The following is a 24,106-nucleotide window of genomic DNA, read 5'->3' on the forward strand; positions in this document are numbered from 1 at the left end:
AAGGTGAAATAATTATGGAATCAACAGCTTGCGCAGGGTTCTTATTTTTTTGGTATTGGTTTAAGGGGAGTGATGAGAAATGAACATTCTTGTTTTTCAACAGCATGGCTCAGGCGAACATAAAATTGAAGGCGTGTTGCATTATGGCAAAGATATAAAGATAAACAGGATTATTACTATAGACACTCATTTACCTGAATTTATCGAAGATCCAGAGGATTGGATCGAAAGTGATTTTAGTGCTGATCTTGTCCTGAATTTCCTGAAACATCCTGATCTGGTTGACTATCTTATCCGTCTTTGTGAACAGAAAAGTATTCCAGTGGTATCCGCCGGCCAAAAAGGTGGTGGGTTCACTCCTTTTACCTGCTGTGGTCTCGGGAGAAATGAAAGGCTTGGAAGTTACGGGGATACCTTCGGATTACCTGAGTATAAGGTGATTCTTGAGGGTGAGATTATTAGGGATATTGAGGTGATACGTGGCGCTCCCTGTGGAGCAACCTGGGATGCATTGCAGGAATACGTTGGTTGTCGTGTTGATGACGTTCTCATCAGGTTGCCACGGCAGGTGCAATATTTCTGTTCGGCAGATCCCAGTGGTTTTGATCCGGTAAGTGGTAAGAGTCCTGTCCATTTTGCCGGATATGTTCACATTGCGGCACTGAAGAAGGCTATTGAAGAGGCTGGTTAACTGGTTTCCTCATCAAGAAGTCCTTTGCAGAAACGACATGGCTCAAAGCCTGAATCCATAGCAACCTGGGTGTTAATAAATTCAATTGTACAATTTTTACAGTAGTAAAACTCACACCCAGGTACATGGAATATGTGACTATTGACATTTCCATGAATTGTACCCTCCGTTAAGTAGTCAACTCCTGTCATTATTGACGTTTTTGTGACAGGAGGCGGATTGGATGGTTGTGAAAGAGGAACAGGAATACTGTCAGATTTTTCCATGGGTTTCTTGAATGGCCTTAAGATCTTGCTAAAGAAGGGTAGAACAATGTTATCCAGAAAAGCTATTGATCTGTTTGTTACGAAATGGGGGATAACTGGCTGCTCATTGGATGCCTGTTTAACAAAATAAAGGGTTAGGACAAGGAAAATTAGATTTGGAGTCCACATGGCGACAATTACTGGTAATCCTGTGTCTTCTGCGAGGGTTTTGCCAAGGGTGAATAGAATGTAATAAAGAATAAAAAAAGCGAGTCCAAGCGGCACGCCAAGAGTTTTTTTCCCGGGTCCTGCCTGGAGGCCCAGTGGCATGCCAAGTAAGCTGAGAATAAAACAACCAACGGGTAATACCAGACGTTTATGGTAATGGATGAGTTTTTTACGTCCACCCGTGGTATCTCTACCAAAAATATCCGCTGTTTCCTGCAGTTGAGCCATTGTCATGGAAGCGGTTGAGAGTGTGGTGACATCTTCACCATCTAAAACGGTTGGCGGTTGCAGAGGAATATTGATTGTATATTTGTCAAAATTGACAATTTGGGAATTGTCATTGTCAGGGCGATGAAGGCTCCCGTTTTCGAGGGTTATTGTGACCAGCATGCTGTCTACTTCAGCCGTCATTGTGCCAGACCGAGCCATAGTGATAATCGGGTTGACCTGGCCTCGCATGTCGGAGACCCATACATTATCCCATTTACCGGTCTCCTTATCAATCCTTTCAACGTGGACAACCAGATCACCTAAAGCCTCGGTAAACTGGTGTTCTTTGATTCCCTTGTCGATTTTTTCCTTTGCCACCTGAAACATGAGTTGTTTCATGGCAATTTCTGACTTTGGAATAAGAACTATTGAAAAATATGCTGTGAGTATTGCTATTGCAAGAGAAACCATAAGAACTGGTGGGACCATTTGATAGAGACTGAGTCCACTTGCTTTAAAGGCCAGAATTTCTGTATCACTCGAGAGTCTTGTAAATGAGATGATTACTCCCATCATGGCGGACATGGGGATGGAATAGAGGAACATATTGGGAAAGAGGTAGAGAAAGAGACGAACGAAATCAACAAAAGAGATTTCAAGTTCGAGGACAACATTTAAAAAGGGAATAAGCTTTACCAGGAAGAAGACACTGTTCATAATGACAAAACTTGCAAAGAACGGCGCAAGCATCTCTGTGGCCAGATAGCTATATAAAAGTTTAGGAAATTTTGCGCTTTTTATGGTCATCTTCTGTCTTTGTCTTTATGAATTGTATGGATATGCGATATTCAACAACTGAAGCGTCAGAGTGTACAGAAAAATAGATAAGGTAACAAGAAAGATCTTTGTCCGTAGCGCAAAGCTTGTGAAAAATTGACAGATAAGGTAATCAGGCACAGGTTATGATGAAAAGTGTTTAGCTATATATATCAGTTCGACGAAGGAGAGGAGTATGCACTTATTTGAGACAGAAGAAGAGGGCGATATCTGGGTTTGTATCGCCTGTGGCAGGGAGCGTGAGGAGGAGATTAAGGCCAAAAACTGGGAATATCTTTTTGATCGGGATGACCCTGAACTTCGGTGCAAATTATGTGGCGGCCCCGATTATGAAGTAGAAGATTAACCTGTCCCTGTCAATAAGGATATCTTCATCGGAAGGCGTACTCTGCGAATAATCCAATGAAGATTTTTCCTAGAATTTTGCATCAACCAGTGGCCCATCAATGGTTACATCTATCCAGTGCTGATCCCACCATTCTTTTGGGGTCACAAATATTCCGTTTACCAGCATTGAAAAATGGAGATGGTCACCACCAGCCATGCCACTGGTTCCAGAATGACCGAGTATGTCTCCTTTATTGAGGCTGTCGCCAACGGCAACATTGATCTGGCTCAGGTGTGAATAGAGACTGAATACTCCCTGTCCATGATCGAGCATCACCATATTTCCGTATATTCCAAGATATTCTCCAAAAATAACCTTTCCTGATCCAGCCGCTTTTATTCTGACATGCTGTGTTGAAGCAATGTCCATTCCAAGGTGAACCTGATTGTCTATGGCTTTGTCTTGATAATAATAGGTGCGGTGATCCGCAAAACCGGCTCTACCACTTCCAGCCATGCGAAGAAAACTCCCGGACCATAATCGTTTTGGGTCAGGGTTCATACAAAGATCATGGATTTTCTGATTGTTCAACTCCCTGACAGTTCGGTTGGTGTAGAGGTATTTTTGAACAAGATCACCTTCCATTTCAGGATAATGCTCTTCAAATTCAGGGATTTTAGTGTTCAGGAAATTATCTCCAATATTGATTCTGTCCTGTTTTAGATTTTTCTTTTTTAGTACCGGGGTAAATGGTTTTACAGTTCTATTTCCTGCACCATCCTCTGCAATGACTACAGATTCGTTGATTGTCTCGGCGAAGTGCGGAACTGCTATATAGGATATGAATTTGAAGTCCGAACCATCGGTGACGGGAAATCCGGGATGGTAGGTATCATTTATCTTTACTCCTTGTTTTACCGAATCTTCGGCACGATATACAACAATACCAGCACCGCCTACCTGGATGTATCTTTCACTGTGGATAATACTAACTTTTGGAGGCTTGGTATCAATAGTCACTGGATGGAGCAGTTCGGTTGAGTTTCCCTTTAAAAGCCCTCGTAATGAATAATCTCTAGCTGTAATTTTGAGTGTAGCTTGGCCTTCCTTGAATTTTTTGGTATCGATGGTCAGGCTGATGTCTTCACTTGCAGTTCCACCACTGCCATTTTTTCCGGGGCGGGAAAATTCTTTTGAAAGAAGGATTTTTTCTGTGTTTTTCTGTATCAGCAGTATCTGTATAGAGCGAAGCCCACTCTTCTGGTCACTGACGGTAAATGATAAAGGTGTTTCTTTACCAATATATGAAGGAAGAGTGTCTGCAACGATTAATGGTTTTTCACCCTCAAACCATGTAATAAAAGCATACCCTCCAGCAGCAGCGAGTATCATAAAGATAATTAGAAAAAATGGAAATGATGATCGTTTCTTTCTGTGACTGTTTTGCAGTAGGGTCATGGCGTTGTCTCGGGGCAATATAGAATGTGTTTCATGGGAGTAATTCTACAGTGAAGACTAATCCCACAGAATGTCATATTTTTCAATGTGGAGCTCTTTACTGGGAATGATGGTGAGTCGTTTTCCTATATCTCGTTCAAGCTCACAGGTCACTGCCTCTTCCTCTTTAAGAAGCATATCAGCGACGCGGGGGTGAACATTGAGCGTGATCTTATCTCCATGGTAATTACGAGCTTTTCTGGATATTTTACGATAAATTTCGTAGCAGATAGTACGTCTGGATTTCAGAACACCTTCACCTGCACAATAATGACAGGGCTCACACATCATCTGGTTAAGATTTTCACAACTGCGTTTGCGGGTCATCTGGACCAGGCCAAATTCGGTAAGTTTCAAGATATTGATGCGGCTTTTATCTTTTTTTACCGCCTCCTTGAATGATGTGAAGAGTTCTTCACGATGCTCTTCTTCTTCCATATCAATGAAATCAATAATAATAATTCCACCGATGTTCCGTAACCTGAGCTGATAGGCAATCTCTTTTACAGCCTCAATGTTTGTCTTGAAAATGGTTTCTTCAAGATCATTTTTACCAACAAATCGCCCGGTATTTACATCAATAACTGAAAGAGCTTCGGTGGTTTCAATTATTATATAACCTCCTGAACGCAGCCAGACTTTCTTGTCGAGGGCTCGGCTTATCTCAACATCTATGCCATGGGCTTCAAAGAGAGGAGAGTCCCCCTTATAAATGGATATACGATTTTGAAGTTTTGGGGCAAAGGTTTTGACAAATTTAAGCAGTTTGTCATAGGTCTTCTGGTCATCCAGGATAAGGCTGCTGACTTCAGCTGTAAACAGGTCTCTCACGGAACGGAATGTTATATCAAGGTCCTCATAAATCATAACAGGGATAGTCGTGATCCGTTCAGAAATGTCCTGGATTTCATCCCAGAGAAGGAGAAGAAACTCCATGTCTGCTTCAAGTTCTTCCAGTGTTGCATTTTCCGCCACGGTGCGCACAATAAAACCAGTTCCTGTAGGGCGCAAAGATTCTATACGCTCTTTCAAGGTGTTACGGATGTTGTCATCCTGTATTTTTCTTGAAATACCAATGTGGTCGGTAAGAGGCATAAATACAAGATTTCTGCATGGCAGAGTTATATGACAGGTCAGTCTGGCCCCTTTGGTTCCAATTGGGTCTTTTCCTACCTGAACGGTGATCTCTTGCCCTTCGGTCAGCAGGTCTTCAATGCTTACCCCTGGAGAACGATTCATATCGGCTTCTGGTGTTGATGAAGCGAATTCAAGTTTGCCGCAGGGGTTTCCCCTGTTCATCAGCCTGGCATCTAAATCAACATTTGAAATATAAACATCATCCACATACAAAAAGCCGGTTCTTTCCAGACCAATATCGACAAAGGCGGCCTGCATTCCTGGAAGTACCCTTACTACCCGGCCACGATAAATATTTCCGACCAGGCCCTTTTCCGTTGGACGCTGGAGGTGAAATTCGGCAAGATGGCCATTTTCAACCAGTGCTATACGAACTTCGTAGCTTGTCGAATTAATTAATATTTCACTGCTCATGTGGTGTTTTATCCGGATTCGTCTGTTTATACTAATATAGGATGTCTGCTTATATTGAAAAGCTCATAGATATACAGTATTTTGCAGGATAAATCTTCCCCTAATTCTAAAAATGCCACCAATCGATTTGATATGACCGGAATTTCTGTAATAATCCCAACCTATAACAGGGTATCTTTTTTGGGTCGTGCTTTAGATTCGGTTCGTCGTCAAACCATGGCATGTGATGAGATTATTGTAGTGGATGATGGTTCCAGCGATGCCACCTATGAGATTGTTGACACTTTTGCAAGAGAGTGTGAGGTGCCGGTTCACTACATTTTTCAGGAAAACGGTGGCCCTGCCAGGGCAAGAAATACTGGAATAGGTATTGCGAAATTCAGCCACATTGCCTTTCTTGATTCTGATGATCATTGGCTGAAAAACAAATTGAAGCTTCAATTTGATGGACTTGCTGGTAACCCTGATATGGTTATTTCCCATACTCATGAACGCTGGTATCGGCGTGGAATCCATTTGAATCAGAAAAAAATCCATCAACCGCGCAGTGGTAATATTTTTAAGCACTGCCTCCAACTCTGTGCGGTCGGAATGTCAACGGTAATGGTTAAAAAGGAGCTTTTTAACACAGTGGGCCTGTTCAATGAAGAGTTTCGCTGCTGTGAAGACTATGATATGTGGCTTCGTGTCGCCAGTAAGTTCCCCTTTCTTTTGATTCCCTCTCCACTTACCATTAAGGAGGGGGGGCGAGACGATCAGGTATCTTATCAATTCAGGATAGGAATGGATAAGCTCCGGATTACTGCAATTAATGATCTTCTAGCCAGTAGTTCTCTCACAGGAGAACAGACCCTCTGGTCGCTTGAAGAATTACGCCGAAAGTGTCATGTTTACGGCAAGGGGTGTATAAAGCACAGGCGAATTGTCGAGGGGGAACGATATCTTGCTCTTGGACAATGGGCTGAGAAGAATATCGCCCGTTTTTCTAGGGGTGCTTCCACTATTTCTGAAACAACAATTAAACTATCCGCACTGCAAATATGAAACAACCGCGTTCCTGGAAAGATCCTTCGATATACTTGACCGAAATCCATGTTGAAGAATCATGCATGGAACTCGAATATACTCATCAAATTCTTGAAAGAGCAAATCTTCCCCATAGGGTGATACCTGACCGATCTGACCCCGAGGGGATTGAAGGAGAATATCCTGAAAATCTCATTCAGGGCAAGCATCATCTGTTACTAAGTAAAAATCGTGGCCATTTCTTCAAGCCGTGTCCCGGCACCAGAGAATATCGTTGCTGCGATTACCAGGTTTTAAATATTGGTATGGGTTGCCCCATGGACTGTGTCTATTGCATCCTCCAGGCCTACCTGAATAAGCCGTGGTTGACATTTTTTGTAAATAGTAGTGATTTGCTTGGTGAAATGAACGCTGCCTTCAGGGCTGAACCTGATCGTTTTTTCCGCATTGGGACCGGCGAATTTACCGATTCAATGGCGCTGGACAGAATCACATGTCTCAGTCCTCAGCTTGTCGAATTTATGGCAGACAAGAGCCAGGCAGTACTTGAACTCAAGACCAAAAGTGCAGTGATTGAAAACTTAAGAGATCTGAAACATAATGGCAGGATCATACTCGCCTGGTCATTAAACAGTACCAGCGTTATGCAAAAGGAAGAAATCAGGACGGCGACCCTCGAAGAACGACTGGCTGCAGCCGCTCAGTGTGCTCAGTGGGGCTATAAACTCGCCTTTCATTTTGATCCGATCATAGATCATCCCGGTTGGGAAAATGGATATGAAGAAACGATCACCCGTTTGTATCAGCTCGTCCCGGCCGAGCAGATCGTATGGATATCCCTGGGAGCGTTACGGTACCTGCCTGCCCTCAAAACCATTGGAACGGAGAGGTTTCCTCATTCAAGGATTTTTTATCAGGAATTTATTGAAGGACTGGATAACAAAAAACGTTATTTTCGTCCAAGAAGGGTTGCTCTCTATACCCATATTTATTCACTTCTCAAAAAATATGCCGCACCACAAACCTGTATCTACTTTTGCATGGAAAGCGATGAGATATGGCGGGAGGTGATGGGCTTTACTCCAGAGGAGAAAGGAGGCATTCCGCTCATGCTTGACCGAACAGTGAACGGTTGAAAAAATGAAATTTTCCTAGCCTAATAGAAGGGGCTTATGGTATTCATTAGACTCGTTCTATCTGGAAGACATTTTACTCGAAGCTATCCCTCTTTCTTGATAAAAACCCTATAAAACATGAGATTCACATCGGAGGAAATATGATCAACAAAGCAATGCTTATTGGAAATCTTGGTGCTGACCCGGAGATTCGTTACACTCAGGAAGGTACCCCCGTTGCCACTTTCAATATCGCCACCACTGAACGGTGGACAGATAAAAGTGGGCAAAAACAGGATTCCACAGAATGGCACCGTATTGTGGCCTGGCGTAAACTTGCTGAGATTTGTGGCGAGTACCTCCATAAGGGGTCCAAAGTGTATATTGAAGGCAAAATTCAGACTCGTAAATGGCAGGATCAGAGTGGAAACGACAGGTATACAACTGAAATTGTTGCTCGTGAAATGAAGATGCTTGATTCCAGAGGTGATGGAGGAGGCAGTAATGCTGGATTTGGAGAACCACCTCTTCCAGATGCGCCTTCTGACTCAAGCTTTGGTGGTGGTGGAACGGGTGATGATGTGCCCTTCTAGTCAGCACTAAAAAAGCTTATTTGCAAGCCCAGAAACCTTATTCAACAAGGATTCTGGGCTTTTTATTTTGAATGCAACACTCAAAAGAGACCGCTAAGAGACATCCTGGTTGTTTTTCAACCATTTCTGATTGATCTGCTTATCTCTACCTTTACCCTGTATTGCTTTAATTCCCTTGTTCAGCAAATCAAGAAGTTCAGGTTTTAATTTTTCTGATGGATATAGCCTAGAGGTTCTATGTTGTTTTTTTTTTGTTTTTAATACAGAAAATAAGGTGTTGTCAGTTAAAAAAAAATTGAATCATACGTGCCATATTTACCACTTTTCTTTTTTTTACCTCCCTTGACGATAGCTATTGCTGTTCCTATTGTAGGATACAAATAATATAGGATATTTTGCTGAATTGACTTGGGGATTTATGTGTATACTTTTTTTGTCAGGTCTTTTAGTAAGTTGATTTATGTAAATTGCAGGGAAAGGGAAAAACTATGGAATATTATGATATATTAGGGGTGACGAAGGGTGCCTCTGCTCAGGAGATAAAAAAAGCCTATCGTAAAATGGCTTTGAAATACCATCCTGATAAAAATGCAGGAAACAAGGAGGCTGAAAACAAGTTTAAGGAAGTAAGTGAAGCCTACGCAGTACTTTCTGATCCCAAAAAGAAACAACAGTATGACACCTATGGCTCAACTGATTTTAGTCAGCGTTATTCTCAGGAAGACATCTTCAGGAATTTTAATATGGATGATATCCTTGGTCAGTTTGGATTTGGTGGAGGGGCTCGTGGAAGCAGCTTCAGATCTACCCCTGGAGGCGGCGGTTTCAGTTCGATTTTTGGTCAGACAGCAGGTGGAGGATGCGGCGGTGGAGGGTGTCACCCACCACCAAAAGGGCAGGACATAACCTATCAGTTGTCTGTGACGCTTGAAGATGTCCTCAACGGTGCAGAAAAGAACATTGCCTTAAGAAACAACGGAATGAGTAAAAATGTGAACGTTAAAGTTCCAAAAGGGATAGAGAGTGGAAAAAAACTCCGCTTAAAAGGGAAGGGTGGACAGGCTCCCAATGGTGGCAAACCCGGCGATCTTTTCCTGAAAATTGATGTCGTACCCCATAAATCCTATCAGCGGGATGGCGATAATCTGATTTTTGAGCGGAGAATTCCCTTCAGCCAGGCATGTCTAGGTGCCAAGGTAGACGTTGAGACGTTGGAAGGTAAAAAATTCAAGGTGAATGTTCCTCCGGGGATACAGGGCGACGCCAAGTTGAGATTGAAGGGATATGGTCTTCCTTCAGGTCCACACAGTGGTCGGGGGGATCTGTATGTGAAAGTGGCAGTTGATGTACCCAAAGAGCTGAATGAGGAGCAGCAGGAAGCGATCGCAAAACTACAGGAGTATGGACTATAAACTCTGCCGGAAACAGCGAAAAAAGGTTCCCAATGCATATGCATCGGGAACCTTCTTTTGGTTAAAAGCAGTTTTTTTTAGTAATTCGTGTCGGCATAACTGAGCCAGCCGCCAGCACTTACCAGATCTTTATCATAGGAGTTGAGAGAAAATGAACAGTGCAAATCGTCCTGCTCATCGTCGTCCGAATGCACTGTAATTTGCTCCTGATCCATATCAACCGCAATCTGTAGTTTTCCAGACATGGCAAAGATTGCATCAATATCGCCCTCACTCAGTTCCATGGCCAGAATGCCACAGTTGAACATGTTCTGCCTGAAAATTCGTGCAAAACTTGAGGCGATAACCACGTTGATATCATTTACTTCAAATGCCCATACGGCGTGTTCACGGGACGATCCGCAACCAAAGTTTGCCCGTGTTATGACAACCTTTGCCTCCTCCATTTCCGCTGAGTGATTATTAAATGCTTTACCATCCAGCAGCAGGTCTTCAAGCAAATGAGGCTTGAGAGCGATTTTGGTAATCTCTGTGAGATATTTTGCAGGGATTATCTCATCGGTGTTTATATCATTTCTGTCCAGCAGTACCGCAGGACCTCCAAATGTCTTCATACGTATACCTCTATTGAGCGAGAAATTGTCTGGGATCACTGATGGTGCCGGTAATGGCTGCAGCAGCAGCTGAGGCTGGACTCATAAGATGTACCATTCCTCCTTTTCCCATTCTGCCATTAAAGTTTCTGTTAGTGGTGGAAGCACAGACCTCACCTTCAGCGAGAACGCCTGAACTCATACCAAGACAGGCGCCACATGTAGGATTGAGTACGCAAAAACCCGCGTCCATGAAAATCTTAATAATACCTTCCTCAAGAGCCTGTGAATAGATGCCAGGAGTTGCGGGAGTTACAATGCCACGTACACCGCTGGCCAGTCTTTTTCCTTTGAGTATAGCGGCAGCCTGGCGTAAATCTTCAATGCGGCCATTGGTACAGGAGCCGATATAAATCTGATCAACGGGAGTGCCTTCCATCTCTCTAATATTTTTTACATGATCGGGTTTATAACCATAGGTTACCTGAGGTTCAAGCTCAGAGACATCGAGTTCTATTACGCTCGCATATTCCGCGTCGGCATCTGAATGCCATTTTTCAAACTTTGCAACCGCTGCATCTATGGTTGTGTAATCATCTTTAATGAACTGCCAAAGGTATTCGGCAGTAACACGATCAGGATAACAGAGGCCACTAGTGGCTCCTGCCTCAACGGCCATATTACACAGTGTCATACGAGCTGACATATTCATTGAGTCAACCAGTGGTCCCGTGAATTCGATAACTTTATCAGTGGCACCATTTACGGTGAGCTTTTTGATAACGGCAAGGATAACATCCTTGGCAGAAACACCATTCTGTAAGATTCCGCTGATGGAGACTTTCATGGAAACAGGAGCCCTGAAGGTACACACACCCTTAAGGATGCCGACTTCAAGATCAGTGGTTCCAACCCCAGCAGCAAAGGCCCCAAAAGCACCATGAGTACAGGTGTGGGAATCGCCCATTATAACGGTGTAACCAGGACGGATGAATCCTTTTTCAGGGAAAAGGGCATGGCAGACACCATTTTCACCAACATCAAAAAAGTCTTTGATATTCTGGCGTTTTGCCCATTCACGCATGATTTTTCCCTGTGCTGCTGTTTTTGAATCTTTTGCAGGAGTTACGTGATCGATTACAGCTTTGATTTTATTAGGATCAAAGACCCTGTCCATTCCTTTTTCCATTAGATCCATAATGGCAATAGGAGTAGTAATTTCGTGACATAAAACAACATCCAGGTCAAGTACCATGTTTTCTGGCGTTGGTGTGTCTCGTAAATGAGCATCAAAGATTTTCTGGGCTATTGTTTTTCCCATGTGCATACTCCTTATTGAAAAAGAAAAATTTTGCTGCCTTTTGTTATGTTTGTCTTAAAATTTTGTAGGAAAATTTGATACAATACCCCAAAAATGATACTGTTGCCAGAAGATTATCCTTCGGGCGTGGTGAGATATTCACCCGCCATCCCGACTGTTATTTGAATTGTTTCAGGAGACCAATCTATGCTTTTACGTTTTTCTTTCTTACTCGCCCTTTGTTTCTGCATGAATTGGGGCACCTGTTCCTATGCTGCTCACGGGGTATCCATTGATGGAGTGCTCAAGTATGGCCCTGAGTTTGAACAATTTGACTACGTCTCCGCAAAGGCAGAAAAGGGCGGTAAGCTCCTGCTTCACGACAATGGCAGTTTTGACAAAATGAACCCTTTTACCTTGAAGGGAACGGCACCTTTCGGTCTTGAAATGTTTGTTTTTGAGCCACTGGCCGTGGGATCACTGGATGAACCCTTTGCAGAGTATGGCCTGATTGCGAGTGACATTGCACTTGCCGCCGATCACCTTTCCATGATCTTTACCATCGATAAAAATGCCAGATTTTCCGACGGAAGTGCAGTAACTCCTGAAGATGTGAAGTTTTCACTGGAAACATTTAAAAGTGATAAAGTTCATCCTTTTTATCCCTATTATTATCAGGATATTCAGGAGGCCAGGGTGCTTGATGAACACCGGGTACAGTTTGTTTTCAGTCGTACTAATCGTGAACTGCATATGATTGCATCACAGATCCCTGTGCTTTCCAGAGAATTCTATTCAAAGCATCCTTTTGGAGGTGAGGACCATAAAGATGTGATGACAGCGCCCATCGGTTCCGGGCCATATGTAGTGAAAAGTTTTCATCAGGGACGTTCCATCAGTTACAGTAAAAATCCTCATTATTGGGCAGTGAATCATCCCACCCGAAAGGGCATGTTTAATTTTGAAGAAATAGTTGTCAATTATTATAAAGACCAGATAGTTGCTGTTGAGGCATTTAAAGCCGGTGAGTTTGATTTTATGTTGGTCAACATAGCCAAACAATGGGCCAGGGATATGGTTGGAAAACGCTTTGACAATGGGCAGCTGGTGAAAAAAAGCTTCCCTCATAAGAACAATGCTGGGATGCAGGGGTTTTTGATGAACACTCGAAGGCCTTTATTTCAGGATGAACGAGTTCGGCAGGCCCTGGGACTTGCTTTTGACTTTGAGTGGACCAATAAGTCTCTTTTTTACAATCAGTACACAAGAAGCAGTTCTTATTTCAGCAATTCCTACCTGGCAGCCAGTGGCCTGCCAACCGGACTTGAATTATCCTACCTTGAGCCCTTTAGAGACGTCCTTCCAGAAGAAGTTTTCACAACCGCTCCTGTCGCCCCGGACTCCAGTGGCAAAAATGGTATACGAGGAAATCTGCGAAAGGCAAAAAAACTCCTTGAGCAGGCTGGATGGACCGTTAAGGATGGCGTCTTGCAAAATAGTGAGGGAAGGACTTTTCATTTTGAAATCCTTCTCGCTTCCCCCTCATTTGAAAGGGTGATGGCACCCTATGTGAATAACCTGAAAAAGATTGGTATACTAGTTGATTACCGAACAATTGATCCTGCTCTTTACACCGATCGTGTTCAAAAATTTGATTTTGATATGATAGTTCATGTGTATGGGCAATCCCTGTCTCCTGGCAACGAACAGAAGAATTTCTGGCATTCAGAGTCTGCCGACCACCCTGGATCAAGAAATCTAGCCGGTATAAAAAATCCTGCTGTTGATGGTATGGTTGATAAAATCATTTATGCCAAAACTCAGGAAGAGCTCACTGCCGCCTGCAGGGCACTGGATCGTATCCTCTGGTACGGATATTATCTTGTCCCAAACTGGTATTTGAATGTGCATCGTTTAGCCTATCATAATAAATTCAGTCAACCGGAGACTCTGCCACTCTATTATAATCACTTTCAACTTCTTATGACTTGGTGGGCCAGGAATGGAGAAAATATGGTAACGGATAAGCAGTAAAGGAAAACTATGATTCCATTCAAAATTTTATTCGTTGATGATGAGGAAATCAATCTTCTCAATTTCAGGATGATTTTCCAGGAACGATATGAAATCATTACTGCACTTTCAGGTGAAGAAGGTCTGCGCTGTTTTGAAAACACTAAGGATATCGGACTTGTTATTTCTGATCAGCGGATGCCTGGAATCAGCGGAACTGAAATGCTCAGCAAAATTTACGATATTGATCCAGATCCGATACGAGTTCTCCTTACAGCGCATAGTCAGGTTGAATATGTACTTGATGCAATCAATCTTGGCAGGATTTACCAGTATATTCTCAAACCCTGGGATGAAAATACATTAAGTCAGGTCATTGACAGGGCACAAGACCTCTACCAACTGAAGAAAGAAAACATCTCTCTCACTGATAAACTTGCAGAAAAAAACAGAAAACTAAAACTTGCAAACAAAAAACTTCTCAATGTTAATATAGAACTGGAGCGAGATGTTCAAAGAAGGGAAAAACTGGAGGTATCACTCCGGGAAAGCGAAGAGCGGTTCAGGAAATTTGCCAACGCAACACAGGATATTATTGTCCTTTTCGATATTTCTGGCAGAGGTCTCTACGCAAATCCGGCAGCTGAAAGACTCCTTGGATACAGTGATGATGAATTTCTGCAAAAACCACTCGTTTTTGCCCTTTGCAGGAAAGACCGTCATATTGTTAAAGAAGAGATTTCCATGCTCCTTACTACCAATCAGGCTCCTCACCCGAGAGAGGTGAGAGTACAGAAAAAGAATCTGGAATATCTTGATATGGAGATGAATCTCTTCTGTATAGATCTTTCAGGGGGAGAACGTATTATTGGCTCGATGATCCGAGATATTAGCCAGCGTAAAATTGCCGAAGAAAAACTCCGTCTCTCCGAAAAAAGACTCGGTGATCTTTCTGCCATGCTGATCACAGCACAGGATGATGAACGGCGTCGCCTGGCAATGGAATTACACGACGAATTCGGTCAATCTCTTGCTGCTCTTAAATTACAGATAAGAGGCATGGAAAATAGCCTTCACAATAATAATGAATTTCATAAGGATAAAATAATAGAGGCATTACGTGAGTTACGACAATATGTGAATATGCAGATAGAAGACGTGAGAAGTCTCTCACGGGAACTCTGGCCTATGATGGTTGATCATCTTGGGGTTGATGCAGCATTTGAGAACCTTATTGGAGGGTTTCTAGGACATGCTGAAGTGGAAATCGATGTTAACATGGAACACCTCGGTCGGTTTTTTCCGGTTGAGGAGCAGAGACATCTATACAGACTTCTGCAGGAATCGCTGAATAATGTTATTAAGCATGCCAATGCAACTGATATACAGGTTAGGGCAAGTATTGTTGGAGATGAGATAGTGCTGGCGGTACATGATAATGGCTGTGGATTTGATGTCGAAGCAGTTTCCACATCCACTGGCAAAACCAGGGGCATTGGTTTACAGGCAATTGCTGAAAGAATGAAAATTTTATGTGGAAAAATGGAAATAAATTCCAGGCCTGGAATGGGGACATCCATTATCTTTACACTTGCTAAAAATCGTAACTGCTAATGACAAGCATCACTGTTTATCTGAATACTGTATCTGAGACGGCAAAATTTGGGCATATTCTTGCTCGCCTTGCCCTTCCCGGAGATGTGATCTGCTTGAGTGGGGATCTCGGTGCAGGGAAAACCACACTCACCCAGCAATTGGCAAGGGGACTGGAAGTGCCGGAATCCTGTTATGTTACCAGTCCAAGCTTTTCAATCATGCAGGAATACCCCGGACGCATTCCTCTTTATCATTTCGATTTTTATCGTCTTTCTGATGAAACTGAAGTTGAAGATCTTGGTTTCGAAGAATTCTTTTATCATTCTGGATTGAGCGTGATAGAATGGTCTGAAAGGGCCGGATCGCTTATCCCGGACACACGACTGTTGCTGAAAATGACCATCGAAAATGAGTCGGCAAGAAGGGTTGAGATTGATTTCGGCAATGGTTCATGGGAAGAGCGTTTACGTTCATATCTTCCCCCTATGATATGATCTGCCGCAGTGATTTGCAGATCTTGACAATTTATCCATCCACCGTTTTCCTGGAATGCTATGGACGTTTTTGTTGCCAGACAGCCTATCTTTGATTCTCGTAAAAAGCTCTTTGCCTATGAATTGCTGTTTCGTACGGGGATGGCCAACGCCTTTCCAGATCTTGACGGGGAAACGGCAACCTCAAGTCTTCTCTCCTCATCCTTTTTTACCGTTGGTATTGAACAGATATCCGGTGGGCACAGGTCTTTTATAAATTTCACTGAAGATCTGCTGTTAAAGGGTACCCCTGCCATGCTGCCTGCTGAAAATGTAGTTGTAGAAGTGCTTGAAAATGTCAATCCGACGGAGGAGGTTAGGGAGGCCTGTAGAGAACTTGTTGCCAAGGGATACGATCTGGCTCTCGATGATTTTGTGTTTACTGAAGAATGGCTCCCCCTCGTTAAAATCGCTAAGGTTATCAAGATCGATTTCCGTCTTACTCCGATTGCAGAAATAGAGAGTATAATTGAAACTGTCAAACCGTATAAATGCAAATTGCTGGCAGAAAAAATTGAAACCTATGATGAATTTCAGCAGGCCCTTGAGATGGGATTCGTGTACTTTCAGGGATACTTCTTTGCTAAACCGGAGGTCCTCAGAAACAAGGATATTCCGTCGTCACAATTAACCCTGTTGCAATTGATCACCGAAGTGAACAGGACAGAATTTGATGTGAATACACTTGAAAAATTAATCAATCAGGACGTGTCAGTTTCTTTCAAGTTGTTGAAATATCTTAATTCTGCTTTTTTTTACAGGGTTCATCCAATATCTTCAATTCGTCAGGCAATTGCCTTTCTTGGTGAACGTGGAGTACGGCAGTTTGTATCCCTGATAGCAACGAGCAAGCTTTCAGAATCCAAACCCTCCGAACTTCTCAGAACCTCAATTATTCGCGCTCGGATGCTCGAGTTGATAGCAGAGAGCCAGGGGAAATCAAACAGCTGTGATTTTTTCATGTTGGGGCTTTTTTCACTTATAGATGCAATGCTGGATAACAGCATGACATATTTGATGGAACAACTTCCCTTAACGGATTCTGTTAAAGATGCTCTGGCAAAACGTAGAGGGAATAAGCTTCCATATCTTCAAGCCGTTGAATCCTACGAAACTGGAAATTGGGAGAAATTTGAAGAGACTCTGGATTTGGTCGGAGCCGATCGTGACAGATTTCCTGCATTTTATCTGGATGCTGTCGGCTGGGCAGATAGTTACCAATAGTATCATTTCTCTTCTTCAGTCCCTTCCTTTGCAAAATCAATTTATTTCTGTATAGTGCCACTCCTGTAAGGTGTTCCTACTTGCTCCTTCCCTGCATTCTATTTGAGAAAGTATAGGGAAAGGGGTTGTATTGCCCCCAGCCAACAAAAAAAAAGAGCTATATACATGGATAAAAAAGTAATTCGTCTTCGTGACTGTATGAAGACATATACCATAGATCAGGATAAGGCTATCAGCCCTGAAGAAACAGTAACCCGCTTCAAGGATAAACTTGCACATTTGAACCTTGATATTCTTAAGGAAGTCAAACGTATAGATAACGGACGTCTTGGTATTCCCGTCTATTTTTCTGTCTGTGGTGAAGACGCAAGAAAAATGACAGGAACCAAAAAACAGATGGGTAAGGGGGCGTCTGCCATACAGGCCCAGGCATCAGCCTGTATGGAACTTGCCGAAAGATTTTCCTTTTTTACTTTTAAGAATAATCCCGACAACTTTATTGTCGGTGATTATCAGGAAATGCGTGATCTTGGCTATCCTGTGCTTGATACCAGTTACCTGCTGCAATCTGTCCACGATGAGAAACATGACAGCGATTTTCTGGAACAGATCCTTCGGGGTATCCCTATGCAGTGGACATGGGCCACCAATCTCAGGAGTGGTGAAGATGTTCTTATGCCATTTTCCTGGTTTTTTGCCATCAACGAATTTAATGGACCCTCTGCTGGGAACTCTTACGAAGAGGCCGCTCTCCAGGGAATTTGTGAAATTGTTGAACGGCATGTCTGTGCGCTTGTTACCCATGAAAAAATTAAAACTCCCCGTATCAATCATGAAAGCGTTACAGATCCCATTGCCACTAAACTTCTTACTATTTTCAAGGACAATGAAATAGATCTCTATTTGAACGATTTTACACTTGATACCGGGATTTGTACCGTTGCCGCCCTTGCCATCGATCGCTCATCTTTCCCTGAACAGAGTGAGATTGTATACACCGCCGGAACAACTCCTGACCCTGAAAAAGCTTTGATTCGTGCAGTCACAGAGGTTGCCCAGCTTGCCGGTGATTTTAACAGCGGCTCAAATTATATCGCTTCTGGGTTACCCAAACCGCTTGCCATGGAAGAAGTTGCACATGTTGCAGAGAGTGGTATGGCTATAGATATTGCGAGTATTCCAAACCTTGGCGATGCAAATATCAAGACAGAGGTCGAAAATTGTGTCGCAGCACTTGCAGAGAAGGGAATGGACACTTTTATGCTTGATGTTGTTCATCCTGATCTGAAAATCCCGGCCATCTATACGATTATACCTGGAGCTCATTTTCGTGAACGTTCCATGATTAAGGATGTTGGCCTGTTTGCATCAAAGCTTCTTGTTGAACGAATTGATGATCCCGAAGTGCTCGATAAGAGACTTGCAAGATTGGAAGGACTCATACCAGGTGCCTATTATCTCGATTTTTACAGAGGCCGGAATTTATATGAAAACGGACAGGCTGAGGCAGCACTTGTTCATTTCAGCAATGCCCTTGAATTAATTCCCGAACAGGAAGATCTTCCCTATGTCTACTCTTATATGGGGCTTTGCTACAGGGATCTTGGCCATTACGATGAGGCTCTTGCGGTACTCAAAAAAGGCTTGGAAGAAGATGAGGACCGGCCCGATATCTACAATACAATGGGAGTATGCTTCTTTAAGCTTGAGGACTATGCTTCCGCTGTGAAATGTTTTGAACGGGCAGTTGAACTGAATCCCTCTTCTGCCATGGATTATGCGAATTTAGGGGTCAATCACCGCAGGCTTGGGCATACAGATGAGGCTGTTCATTTTCTAAGCCTCGCACTGTCTCTTGATCCCGATATTGAATTTGCTCAGCAGCAACTTGCCGAGTTACTGACTGATTAAGAGCACTGGAACGTATTTCCAGATAGCTCTGAGGTTTATTATGTTTACTAAAGCTTCTCTAATTGATTCGAATCCAAAAAAAATCCTGATCCGTTCCACCAACTGGATTGGTGACGCTGTGATGACGACCCCTGCCGTTCACACAATCAGGAAGAATTTTCCAGATGCTGAAATCACCATGCTTGCCGTACCCTGGGTCGCTGATATCTTCGGGGTAAGTCCCGATGTGGATCATCTTATTCTCTATGATAAAAAAAATCTGTATGCAGGAAAGCTGAAAGGCCCATTACAACTTGCAATAGAGCTTAAGAAGTACCGTTTTGACACCGCCATTCTTCTCCAAAACGCCTTTGAAGCTGCTTTTCTCGTGAAAATGGCAGGTATTCCTATACGGGCCGGTTATAGACGTGATGGGCGTGGGGTACTGCTTTCCCATGGTGTTCCTATCAGTGAGGCGACCAGAAAGAAGCACCAGGTACACTACTATCAGGATATGCTAAAAGCCCTTGGCCTGACTCCCGGGCCTGATCATCTTCGATTACCACTACCTGATGACTTGATGCAGTGGGCGAAGACACTTGTAGAATGTCTTAAATATAAAAGCCCCGCCTTCATACTCGAGGAACAACTGGGTAAAGAATTACCAAGCCTTGCTGAGTTACAATCGGTAACAGCTGATGGTCCACCTGTGCCGGTAATAGGTTTTAACCCAGGGGCTGCGTTTGGCCCGGCAAAACAGTGGCCCGTTGAAAAATTTGCACAGTTGGCAGCCATTATCAGTCATAATTACCAGGAAAGCGGATGTGTTATCATGGTTTTTGGAACAGAGGTGGATAGTGCGGCGGCCAGTAAGATAAGAGAATTTTCCATACGAACGCCTTTTCACGTTCAGGATATGACAGGGAAAACGAATCTGAAACAGGCCATGGCACTTATTAAGTGTTGTGACGCCTTTGTAACCAATGATTCCGGACTTATGCATGTCGCAGCCGGGCTTGGAACTCCCAGCATTGCAATATTTGGTTCAACTGATCATATTGCCACCGGCCCCTATTCGGAAAATGCAATTATTGTAAGACGTGAAATGGAATGCAGTCCATGCATGCAGACACACTGTCCCAGGGGGCACCTGCAATGCCTTGAGTCAATCAGTTCCAAGGATGTGTACGAGGATCTTGTTACAATGCTTTCCCCAAAATTTCCTCCGAGTTCCTGAAATGGTGCAACACTATGAAATTTAAAGGAAAGGATGGTTCAAGGGCAGCGGTTTTCCTTGATCGTGATGGAACTATCAATGAACAGATGGGATATATTAATCACATCTGCCGTTTTCATCTGCTTCCAGGAGTCGGAGATGCAATAAAGAAACTCAATGATGCCGATATTCCTGTTGTTGTAATAAGCAATCAGTCTGGGCTTGCCCGTGGCTATTTTCCCGAAGAGTTGCTTATTGCAGTACATGAGAAGATGAACAGGCTACTTGCAGACGAAGGAGCCCATGTTGATGGAATTTATTATTGTCCACATCATCCTGAGGCCAAGGAAGAACGTTTTCGCGCAAATTGTAACTGCCGCAAGCCTAAAGCGGGGCTTGTCTATCAGGCATCCGAGGAGATGGGGCTTGATCCAGAAACTTCCTATGTCATTGGGGACAGATGGTCAGATATCAAGACAGCGGCCAACTGCGGTGCGACCTCCATTCTGGTACGTACGGGATATGGCAGGGGAGATGAACAGTATATCGGGCCACAGCAGGAAATTCAGCCGGATTTTAGGGCCGAGAATTTATCGGAAGCAGTAGACTGGATTCTTAGCAGGCAGAATATGCTTACGGTCGGTGTGGATAAGAAAGCCTGACCGCATTACTGTCCATCAGTGCATCGGCCCCATGGGGCATGGTCAGATTGTTCCTTCCATGCCCGATGGGGAAATTTCCCCAAACAGGCATCCCCGCAGCTTCGGTAAGTTCCAGAACACGCTTCCAGATCTCTTCATGGAAACGTATTTTTTCCAGACTGTCCTGTTCCTGGTTGATTGAAAAATCACCCAGGATGATTCCCGCCGGCTGGTTGATTTTGCCGCTATGCCACAGCTGGGTAAACATCCTGTCCAATCGGTACAGTGGTTCTCCAACATCTTCAAGAAAGACTATCTTTTTACTCCAATCCTGATCAATGGCTGTCGCCAGGATGCTTATCAAACTGCTGAGATTGCCACCAATAAGTTTTCCCCGCACAGGTGGCCCGTCACGCAGCACCTCTATTTGATGATTCTGCAGCGGTTTGTCCCAGTTTCCGCTGAGGCAGGCATAAAAATGCTGCAAGCTGTCCGAACTGATTGATGAAAGAGTAGTGAGCATTGGCCCATGAAGCGTGATCAGATCATTCGTCTGATGAATGGCACTGTGGAGAATGGTAATATCCGAAAATCCTATAAGAAGTTTTCTTTCTTTTTTTATATCCTCAGGATTCAGAAAAGGAAGAAGCCGCAGGGAGCCAAAACCACCCCGAAGAGCTAGTAATGCAGATATCTCAGGATCACTCCACATTCGGTGAAATTCGAGAGCGCGATTAGCATCGCTGTCAGCCAGATAGCCTTTTCCGGGCCAGAGGTTTCTTGGCAGACGCAGCTCAAAACCCATATTCTGAAGAATCGCCATCCCCTGTTCAAGAGGCTTTGTGTCATGAATCTGACCTGCCGGTGCAATAATCCCTATGCAATCACCTGGCTGTAGCGGTGCTGGTAATCGGGAGTTATATGTCATATTGCTTATGGAAAAGGAGGTTCAGGCCCCGTAAAGTCAGTAGGGTGTCAACCGCTTCAATACGTTTACTGAAAGGGGCAATAAGATGAGCCATTCCACCCGTTGCAAGTACCCTCATCGGCTCTCTGTTGGGACAGAGTTCTTTGTGTATTTTTTCGGTCAAACCATCTATAAGTGCTCCATAACCGAAGAGAATACCACTTTTCATAGCATCAACGGTGTTCGTGCCAATAACATGGGGCGGGGGAGTTGTGACATCGATTCGAGGGAGTTTTGCCGTGCGAGTTGAGAGTGCATCAAGCGAAATGGCGATCCCTGGAAGAATGGTACCACCCAGATATTCACATTTTGCAGAGACACAATCAAAGGTGATTGCGGTACCAAAGTCAATAATAATAAGATTCTGTCTGTACTGTTCCCAGGCGGCTATGGCATTGACCAGTCTGTCAGCTCCAACTTCTTCCGGGTAATCTGTGAGGATTTTGATCTGACTGGAAATACTCTCTGCGGAAACAACCAGTGGAGGATTGGTAAGATGTTTTGAAAAATAGGTGTTAATATAGGCAATCCAGGAAGATTCCAGTGCCGGAACCACACTTGCCAGAATAACACCGTCAATATCTGCCTTGTTTATGTCAGCCATTGAGAAGAGGGCATGATAGCGAATAGCCAGTTCATCATTCGGACGATCGGGGTCAGATTTTAAACGCCATTGTCCGACTAGTGTGTCTCCGTCAAAAAGTCCAGTTACGGTGTGGGTGTTGCCAACATCGATTGTGAACAGCATAGGTTTCCTGGTGCAGGTTGAGATTTTATCTTGTGAAAATTAAGAATCCCTGTTAACTGCGAAGAGGGGATGTCTTTAATATATTAAAAAAGAAAACAATATAAAGCAATGTCTGATCCTATACTTGTCTTAACAACATTTGAAGAAAAAGAAGAGGCTTTGCAGCTTGCGCGTATTCTTCTTGAAAAACGACTGGTTGCCTGTGCACAGATAGATTCACCCGTGGATTCGCTTTATTGGTGGAACGGGGTGATTACCCAAACGAAAGAATTCCGACTACTGATGAAGAGTCGCCACTCTTTATGGGATGAATTGGAAGCGGAAATCAGGAAACACCACTCCTACGATATTCCTGAAATAGTCGCTGTACCTCTTTCGCATACCAGTAGTGACTATCAGAACTGGCTCAATGAGGCTTTGAAGAGATGAGTGGAGAGCAGGAAATACCTGAGAAAAAAAAATCCTACCGTCAAAGAAAACTTGGAAAATATGTCTGTCATTGCTGTAAGAAAGAACTTCCGTACTGTTTGAGCTGTCCCTGTGGCTTTATGATATGTGAAGATTGTTTTAAGGAAAACACATGGGGAATTTCCAACGGTCCTACCTGGATATGCCCTGATTGTGAACGGATTCGTATGACCTGATTTTTCTATTTGTTGAAGAGGGAAAAGATGAAAGGATTTAAAGTTGGAACGCTTTTCTGGGTTATTGCCCTGCTCTTTTTGGGTGCTGTGAGTACCTATGCGCAAACCTATAAGGTGGCTGTCTCACAAATTGTCGAACACCCGGCACTCGATGCTACGCGGCAGGGACTCCTTGACGGTTTAAAAGCAAAAGGATTTGAAGAGGGAATAAATCTTGAATTTATTTATCAGACTGCTCAAGGCAATCCTGCCATAGCGGTACAGATTGCAAAGCAGTTTGTTGGTGAAAAACCTGATGTTCTTGTAGGTATTGCAACCCCGACAGCTCAGGCACTTGTTGCCTCCACCAGAACCATCCCCATTGTTTTTACCGCCGTAACCGATCCCGTTGGAGCAAAACTTGTTAAAAACATTGAGAGACCGGAAGGGAATGTGACAGGTCTTTCTGATTTGGCTCCTGTTTCTCAACATGTTGATCTGATGCAGGAGCTTGTTTCAGACCTCAAGGTAATAGGAGTTGTGTATAACCCGGGTGAGGCCAATGCTGTATCAGCTATTGAGTTATTGAAAAGCGCAGCCTCCAAGAAAAATCTCCAGGTTATTGAGGCTACTGCTTTAAAAAGCAGTGACGTTCAGGCGGCTGCCAGAATTATTGCTTCAAAAGTCCAGGTAATCTACGCACCGGTAGATAATACCATTGCCAGTGCAATTGATGCCCTGGTTGGTGTTTGTAACCAGGCTAAAATTCCTGTTGTTGGAGGTTCTACCTCATTTGTTGAAAGCGGTGCCGTTGCATCTTTGGGCTTTGATTACTATCAGGTTGGACTGCAGACTGCTGATTATGTGGAAGCCATACTGAATGGCAAAGCAATATCTGAAATTCCCGTTTCTTTTGCCAAGGGATCTGATCTTTTCCTTAATCTCAAGGCGGCAGAAAGTTTGGGTATAATTATTCCTGCCTCAATGCTGGAGCGGGCAACAAACCTGAAAAAATAATTTGAGTCGGGC

At 43.6% G+C, this 24,106-nt stretch carries 22 protein-coding genes; 15 read left to right on the forward strand and 7 right to left on the reverse strand.

Annotated elements, in window-relative coordinates:
- The first annotated feature begins 79 nt into the window (after nt 1-79).
- The gene (gene dfsP / locus UWK_RS13980; protein ID WP_015405035.1) at nt 80-691 is read left to right on the forward strand and encodes a DUF166 family (seleno)protein DfsP; all 612 of its coding nucleotides are present in this window, start codon (nt 80-82) and stop codon (nt 689-691) included.
- Here dfsP and UWK_RS13985 read toward each other — a convergent pair.
- Nucleotides 688-2,181, reverse strand: coding sequence for an LptF/LptG family permease (locus tag UWK_RS13985; RefSeq protein WP_015405036.1), 1,494 nt, complete (start codon nt 2,179-2,181; stop codon nt 688-690). The genes dfsP and UWK_RS13985 overlap by 4 nt on opposite strands.
- Nucleotides 2,182-2,386: 205 nt before the next feature.
- Here UWK_RS13985 and UWK_RS19475 point away from each other — a divergent pair, with 205 nt between their 5' ends.
- Nucleotides 2,387-2,557, forward strand: coding sequence for a hypothetical protein (locus tag UWK_RS19475; protein ID WP_015405037.1), 171 nt, complete (start codon nt 2,387-2,389; stop codon nt 2,555-2,557).
- Nucleotides 2,558-2,626: 69 nt separating this feature from the next.
- On the opposite strand, the gene UWK_RS13990 is transcribed toward UWK_RS19475, so the two are convergent.
- Both UWK_RS13990 and UWK_RS13995 read right to left on the reverse strand, forming a co-directional pair.
- Entirely contained in the window at nt 2,627-3,997 is a 1,371-nt protein-coding gene (locus tag UWK_RS13990; RefSeq protein ID WP_015405038.1) for a M23 family metallopeptidase, read from the reverse strand.
- A 57-nt stretch (nt 3,998-4,054) separates the two neighbouring features.
- Nucleotides 4,055-5,587: an Rne/Rng family ribonuclease gene (locus UWK_RS13995; protein WP_015405039.1), complete on the reverse strand. Its 1,533-nt coding sequence runs from the start codon at nt 5,585-5,587 to the stop codon at nt 4,055-4,057.
- Nucleotides 5,588-5,719: 132 nt separating this feature from the next.
- Here UWK_RS13995 and UWK_RS14000 point away from each other — a divergent pair, with 132 nt between their 5' ends.
- From UWK_RS14000 to UWK_RS14015, 4 genes are all read left to right on the forward strand, one after another.
- On the forward strand, nt 5,720-6,631 hold the full coding sequence (locus tag UWK_RS14000) for a glycosyltransferase family 2 protein (RefSeq protein WP_015405040.1): 912 nt from the start codon (nt 5,720-5,722) through the stop codon (nt 6,629-6,631).
- Between the two features lie 65 nt (nt 6,632-6,696).
- Entirely contained in the window at nt 6,697-7,749 is a 1,053-nt protein-coding gene (locus UWK_RS14005) for an SPL family radical SAM protein (RefSeq protein ID WP_228130019.1), read from the forward strand.
- Between the two features lie 140 nt (nt 7,750-7,889).
- Complete coding sequence (locus tag UWK_RS14010; RefSeq protein WP_015405042.1) at nt 7,890-8,321, forward strand: single-stranded DNA-binding protein; 432 nt, start codon at nt 7,890-7,892, stop codon at nt 8,319-8,321.
- Nucleotides 8,322-8,809: 488 nt separating this feature from the next.
- Nucleotides 8,810-9,733, forward strand: a complete 924-nt coding sequence (locus tag UWK_RS14015; protein ID WP_015405043.1) for a DnaJ C-terminal domain-containing protein — start codon at nt 8,810-8,812, stop codon at nt 9,731-9,733.
- Between the two features lie 77 nt (nt 9,734-9,810).
- Here the strand turns inward: UWK_RS14015 and UWK_RS14020 are convergent, their stop codons facing one another.
- Together UWK_RS14020 and UWK_RS14025 are read right to left on the reverse strand one after the other, a co-directional pair.
- Complete coding sequence (locus UWK_RS14020; protein WP_015405044.1) at nt 9,811-10,347, reverse strand: 3-isopropylmalate dehydratase small subunit; 537 nt, start codon at nt 10,345-10,347, stop codon at nt 9,811-9,813.
- Nucleotides 10,348-10,357: 10 nt separating this feature from the next.
- A complete protein-coding gene (locus tag UWK_RS14025) occupies nt 10,358-11,647 on the reverse strand; it encodes a 3-isopropylmalate dehydratase large subunit (RefSeq protein WP_015405045.1) in 1,290 nt (429 codons plus the stop codon).
- Nucleotides 11,648-11,833: 186 nt separating this feature from the next.
- Here UWK_RS14025 and UWK_RS14030 point away from each other — a divergent pair, with 186 nt between their 5' ends.
- The 7 genes from UWK_RS14030 (at nt 11,834) to gmhB (ending at nt 20,760) form a co-directional block, all read left to right on the forward strand.
- Nucleotides 11,834-13,660, forward strand: coding sequence for an extracellular solute-binding protein (locus UWK_RS14030; RefSeq protein ID WP_015405046.1), 1,827 nt, complete (start codon nt 11,834-11,836; stop codon nt 13,658-13,660).
- A 9-nt stretch (nt 13,661-13,669) separates the two neighbouring features.
- Nucleotides 13,670-15,253, forward strand: coding sequence for a PAS domain S-box protein (locus UWK_RS14035; protein ID WP_015405047.1), 1,584 nt, complete (start codon nt 13,670-13,672; stop codon nt 15,251-15,253).
- Nucleotides 15,253-15,729, forward strand: coding sequence for a tRNA (adenosine(37)-N6)-threonylcarbamoyltransferase complex ATPase subunit type 1 TsaE (tsaE, locus tag UWK_RS14040; RefSeq protein ID WP_015405048.1), 477 nt, complete (start codon nt 15,253-15,255; stop codon nt 15,727-15,729). The genes UWK_RS14035 and tsaE overlap by 1 nt, the downstream gene beginning before the upstream one ends.
- Nucleotides 15,730-15,789: 60 nt before the next feature.
- Nucleotides 15,790-16,992, forward strand: a complete 1,203-nt coding sequence (locus UWK_RS14045) for an EAL and HDOD domain-containing protein (protein ID WP_015405049.1) — start codon at nt 15,790-15,792, stop codon at nt 16,990-16,992.
- Between the two features lie 165 nt (nt 16,993-17,157).
- Nucleotides 17,158-18,903 (forward strand): YcaO-like family protein, encoded by a 1,746-nt coding sequence (locus tag UWK_RS14050; RefSeq protein WP_015405050.1) that lies wholly within the window; start codon nt 17,158-17,160, stop codon nt 18,901-18,903.
- Between the two features lie 40 nt (nt 18,904-18,943).
- On the forward strand, nt 18,944-20,119 hold the full coding sequence (gene waaF / locus UWK_RS14055) for a lipopolysaccharide heptosyltransferase II (protein WP_015405051.1): 1,176 nt from the start codon (nt 18,944-18,946) through the stop codon (nt 20,117-20,119).
- 14 nt (nt 20,120-20,133) lie between these two features.
- Entirely contained in the window at nt 20,134-20,760 is a 627-nt protein-coding gene (gmhB, locus tag UWK_RS14060) for a D-glycero-beta-D-manno-heptose 1,7-bisphosphate 7-phosphatase (RefSeq protein ID WP_015405052.1), read from the forward strand.
- Here gmhB and UWK_RS14065 read toward each other — a convergent pair.
- Both UWK_RS14065 and UWK_RS14070 read right to left on the reverse strand, forming a co-directional pair.
- Nucleotides 20,732-21,667, reverse strand: coding sequence for a S66 peptidase family protein (locus tag UWK_RS14065; RefSeq protein WP_015405053.1), 936 nt, complete (start codon nt 21,665-21,667; stop codon nt 20,732-20,734). The genes gmhB and UWK_RS14065 overlap by 29 nt on opposite strands.
- Nucleotides 21,657-22,454, reverse strand: coding sequence for a type III pantothenate kinase (locus UWK_RS14070; RefSeq protein WP_015405054.1), 798 nt, complete (start codon nt 22,452-22,454; stop codon nt 21,657-21,659). The genes UWK_RS14065 and UWK_RS14070 overlap by 11 nt, the downstream gene beginning before the upstream one ends.
- A 108-nt stretch (nt 22,455-22,562) precedes the next feature.
- Here UWK_RS14070 and cutA point away from each other — a divergent pair, with 108 nt between their 5' ends.
- Both cutA and UWK_RS14085 read left to right on the forward strand, forming a co-directional pair.
- Nucleotides 22,563-22,883, forward strand: a complete 321-nt coding sequence (cutA, locus tag UWK_RS14075) for a divalent-cation tolerance protein CutA (protein WP_015405055.1) — start codon at nt 22,563-22,565, stop codon at nt 22,881-22,883.
- A gap of 242 nt (nt 22,884-23,125) precedes the next feature.
- The gene (locus tag UWK_RS14085; RefSeq protein WP_015405057.1) at nt 23,126-24,094 is read left to right on the forward strand and encodes an ABC transporter substrate-binding protein; all 969 of its coding nucleotides are present in this window, start codon (nt 23,126-23,128) and stop codon (nt 24,092-24,094) included.
- Nucleotides 24,095-24,106: the final 12 nt, after the last annotated feature.

This window comes from Desulfocapsa sulfexigens DSM 10523 (genome assembly GCF_000341395.1).
Taxonomy (GTDB): Bacteria; Desulfobacterota; Desulfobulbia; order Desulfobulbales; family Desulfocapsaceae; genus Desulfocapsa; species Desulfocapsa sulfexigens.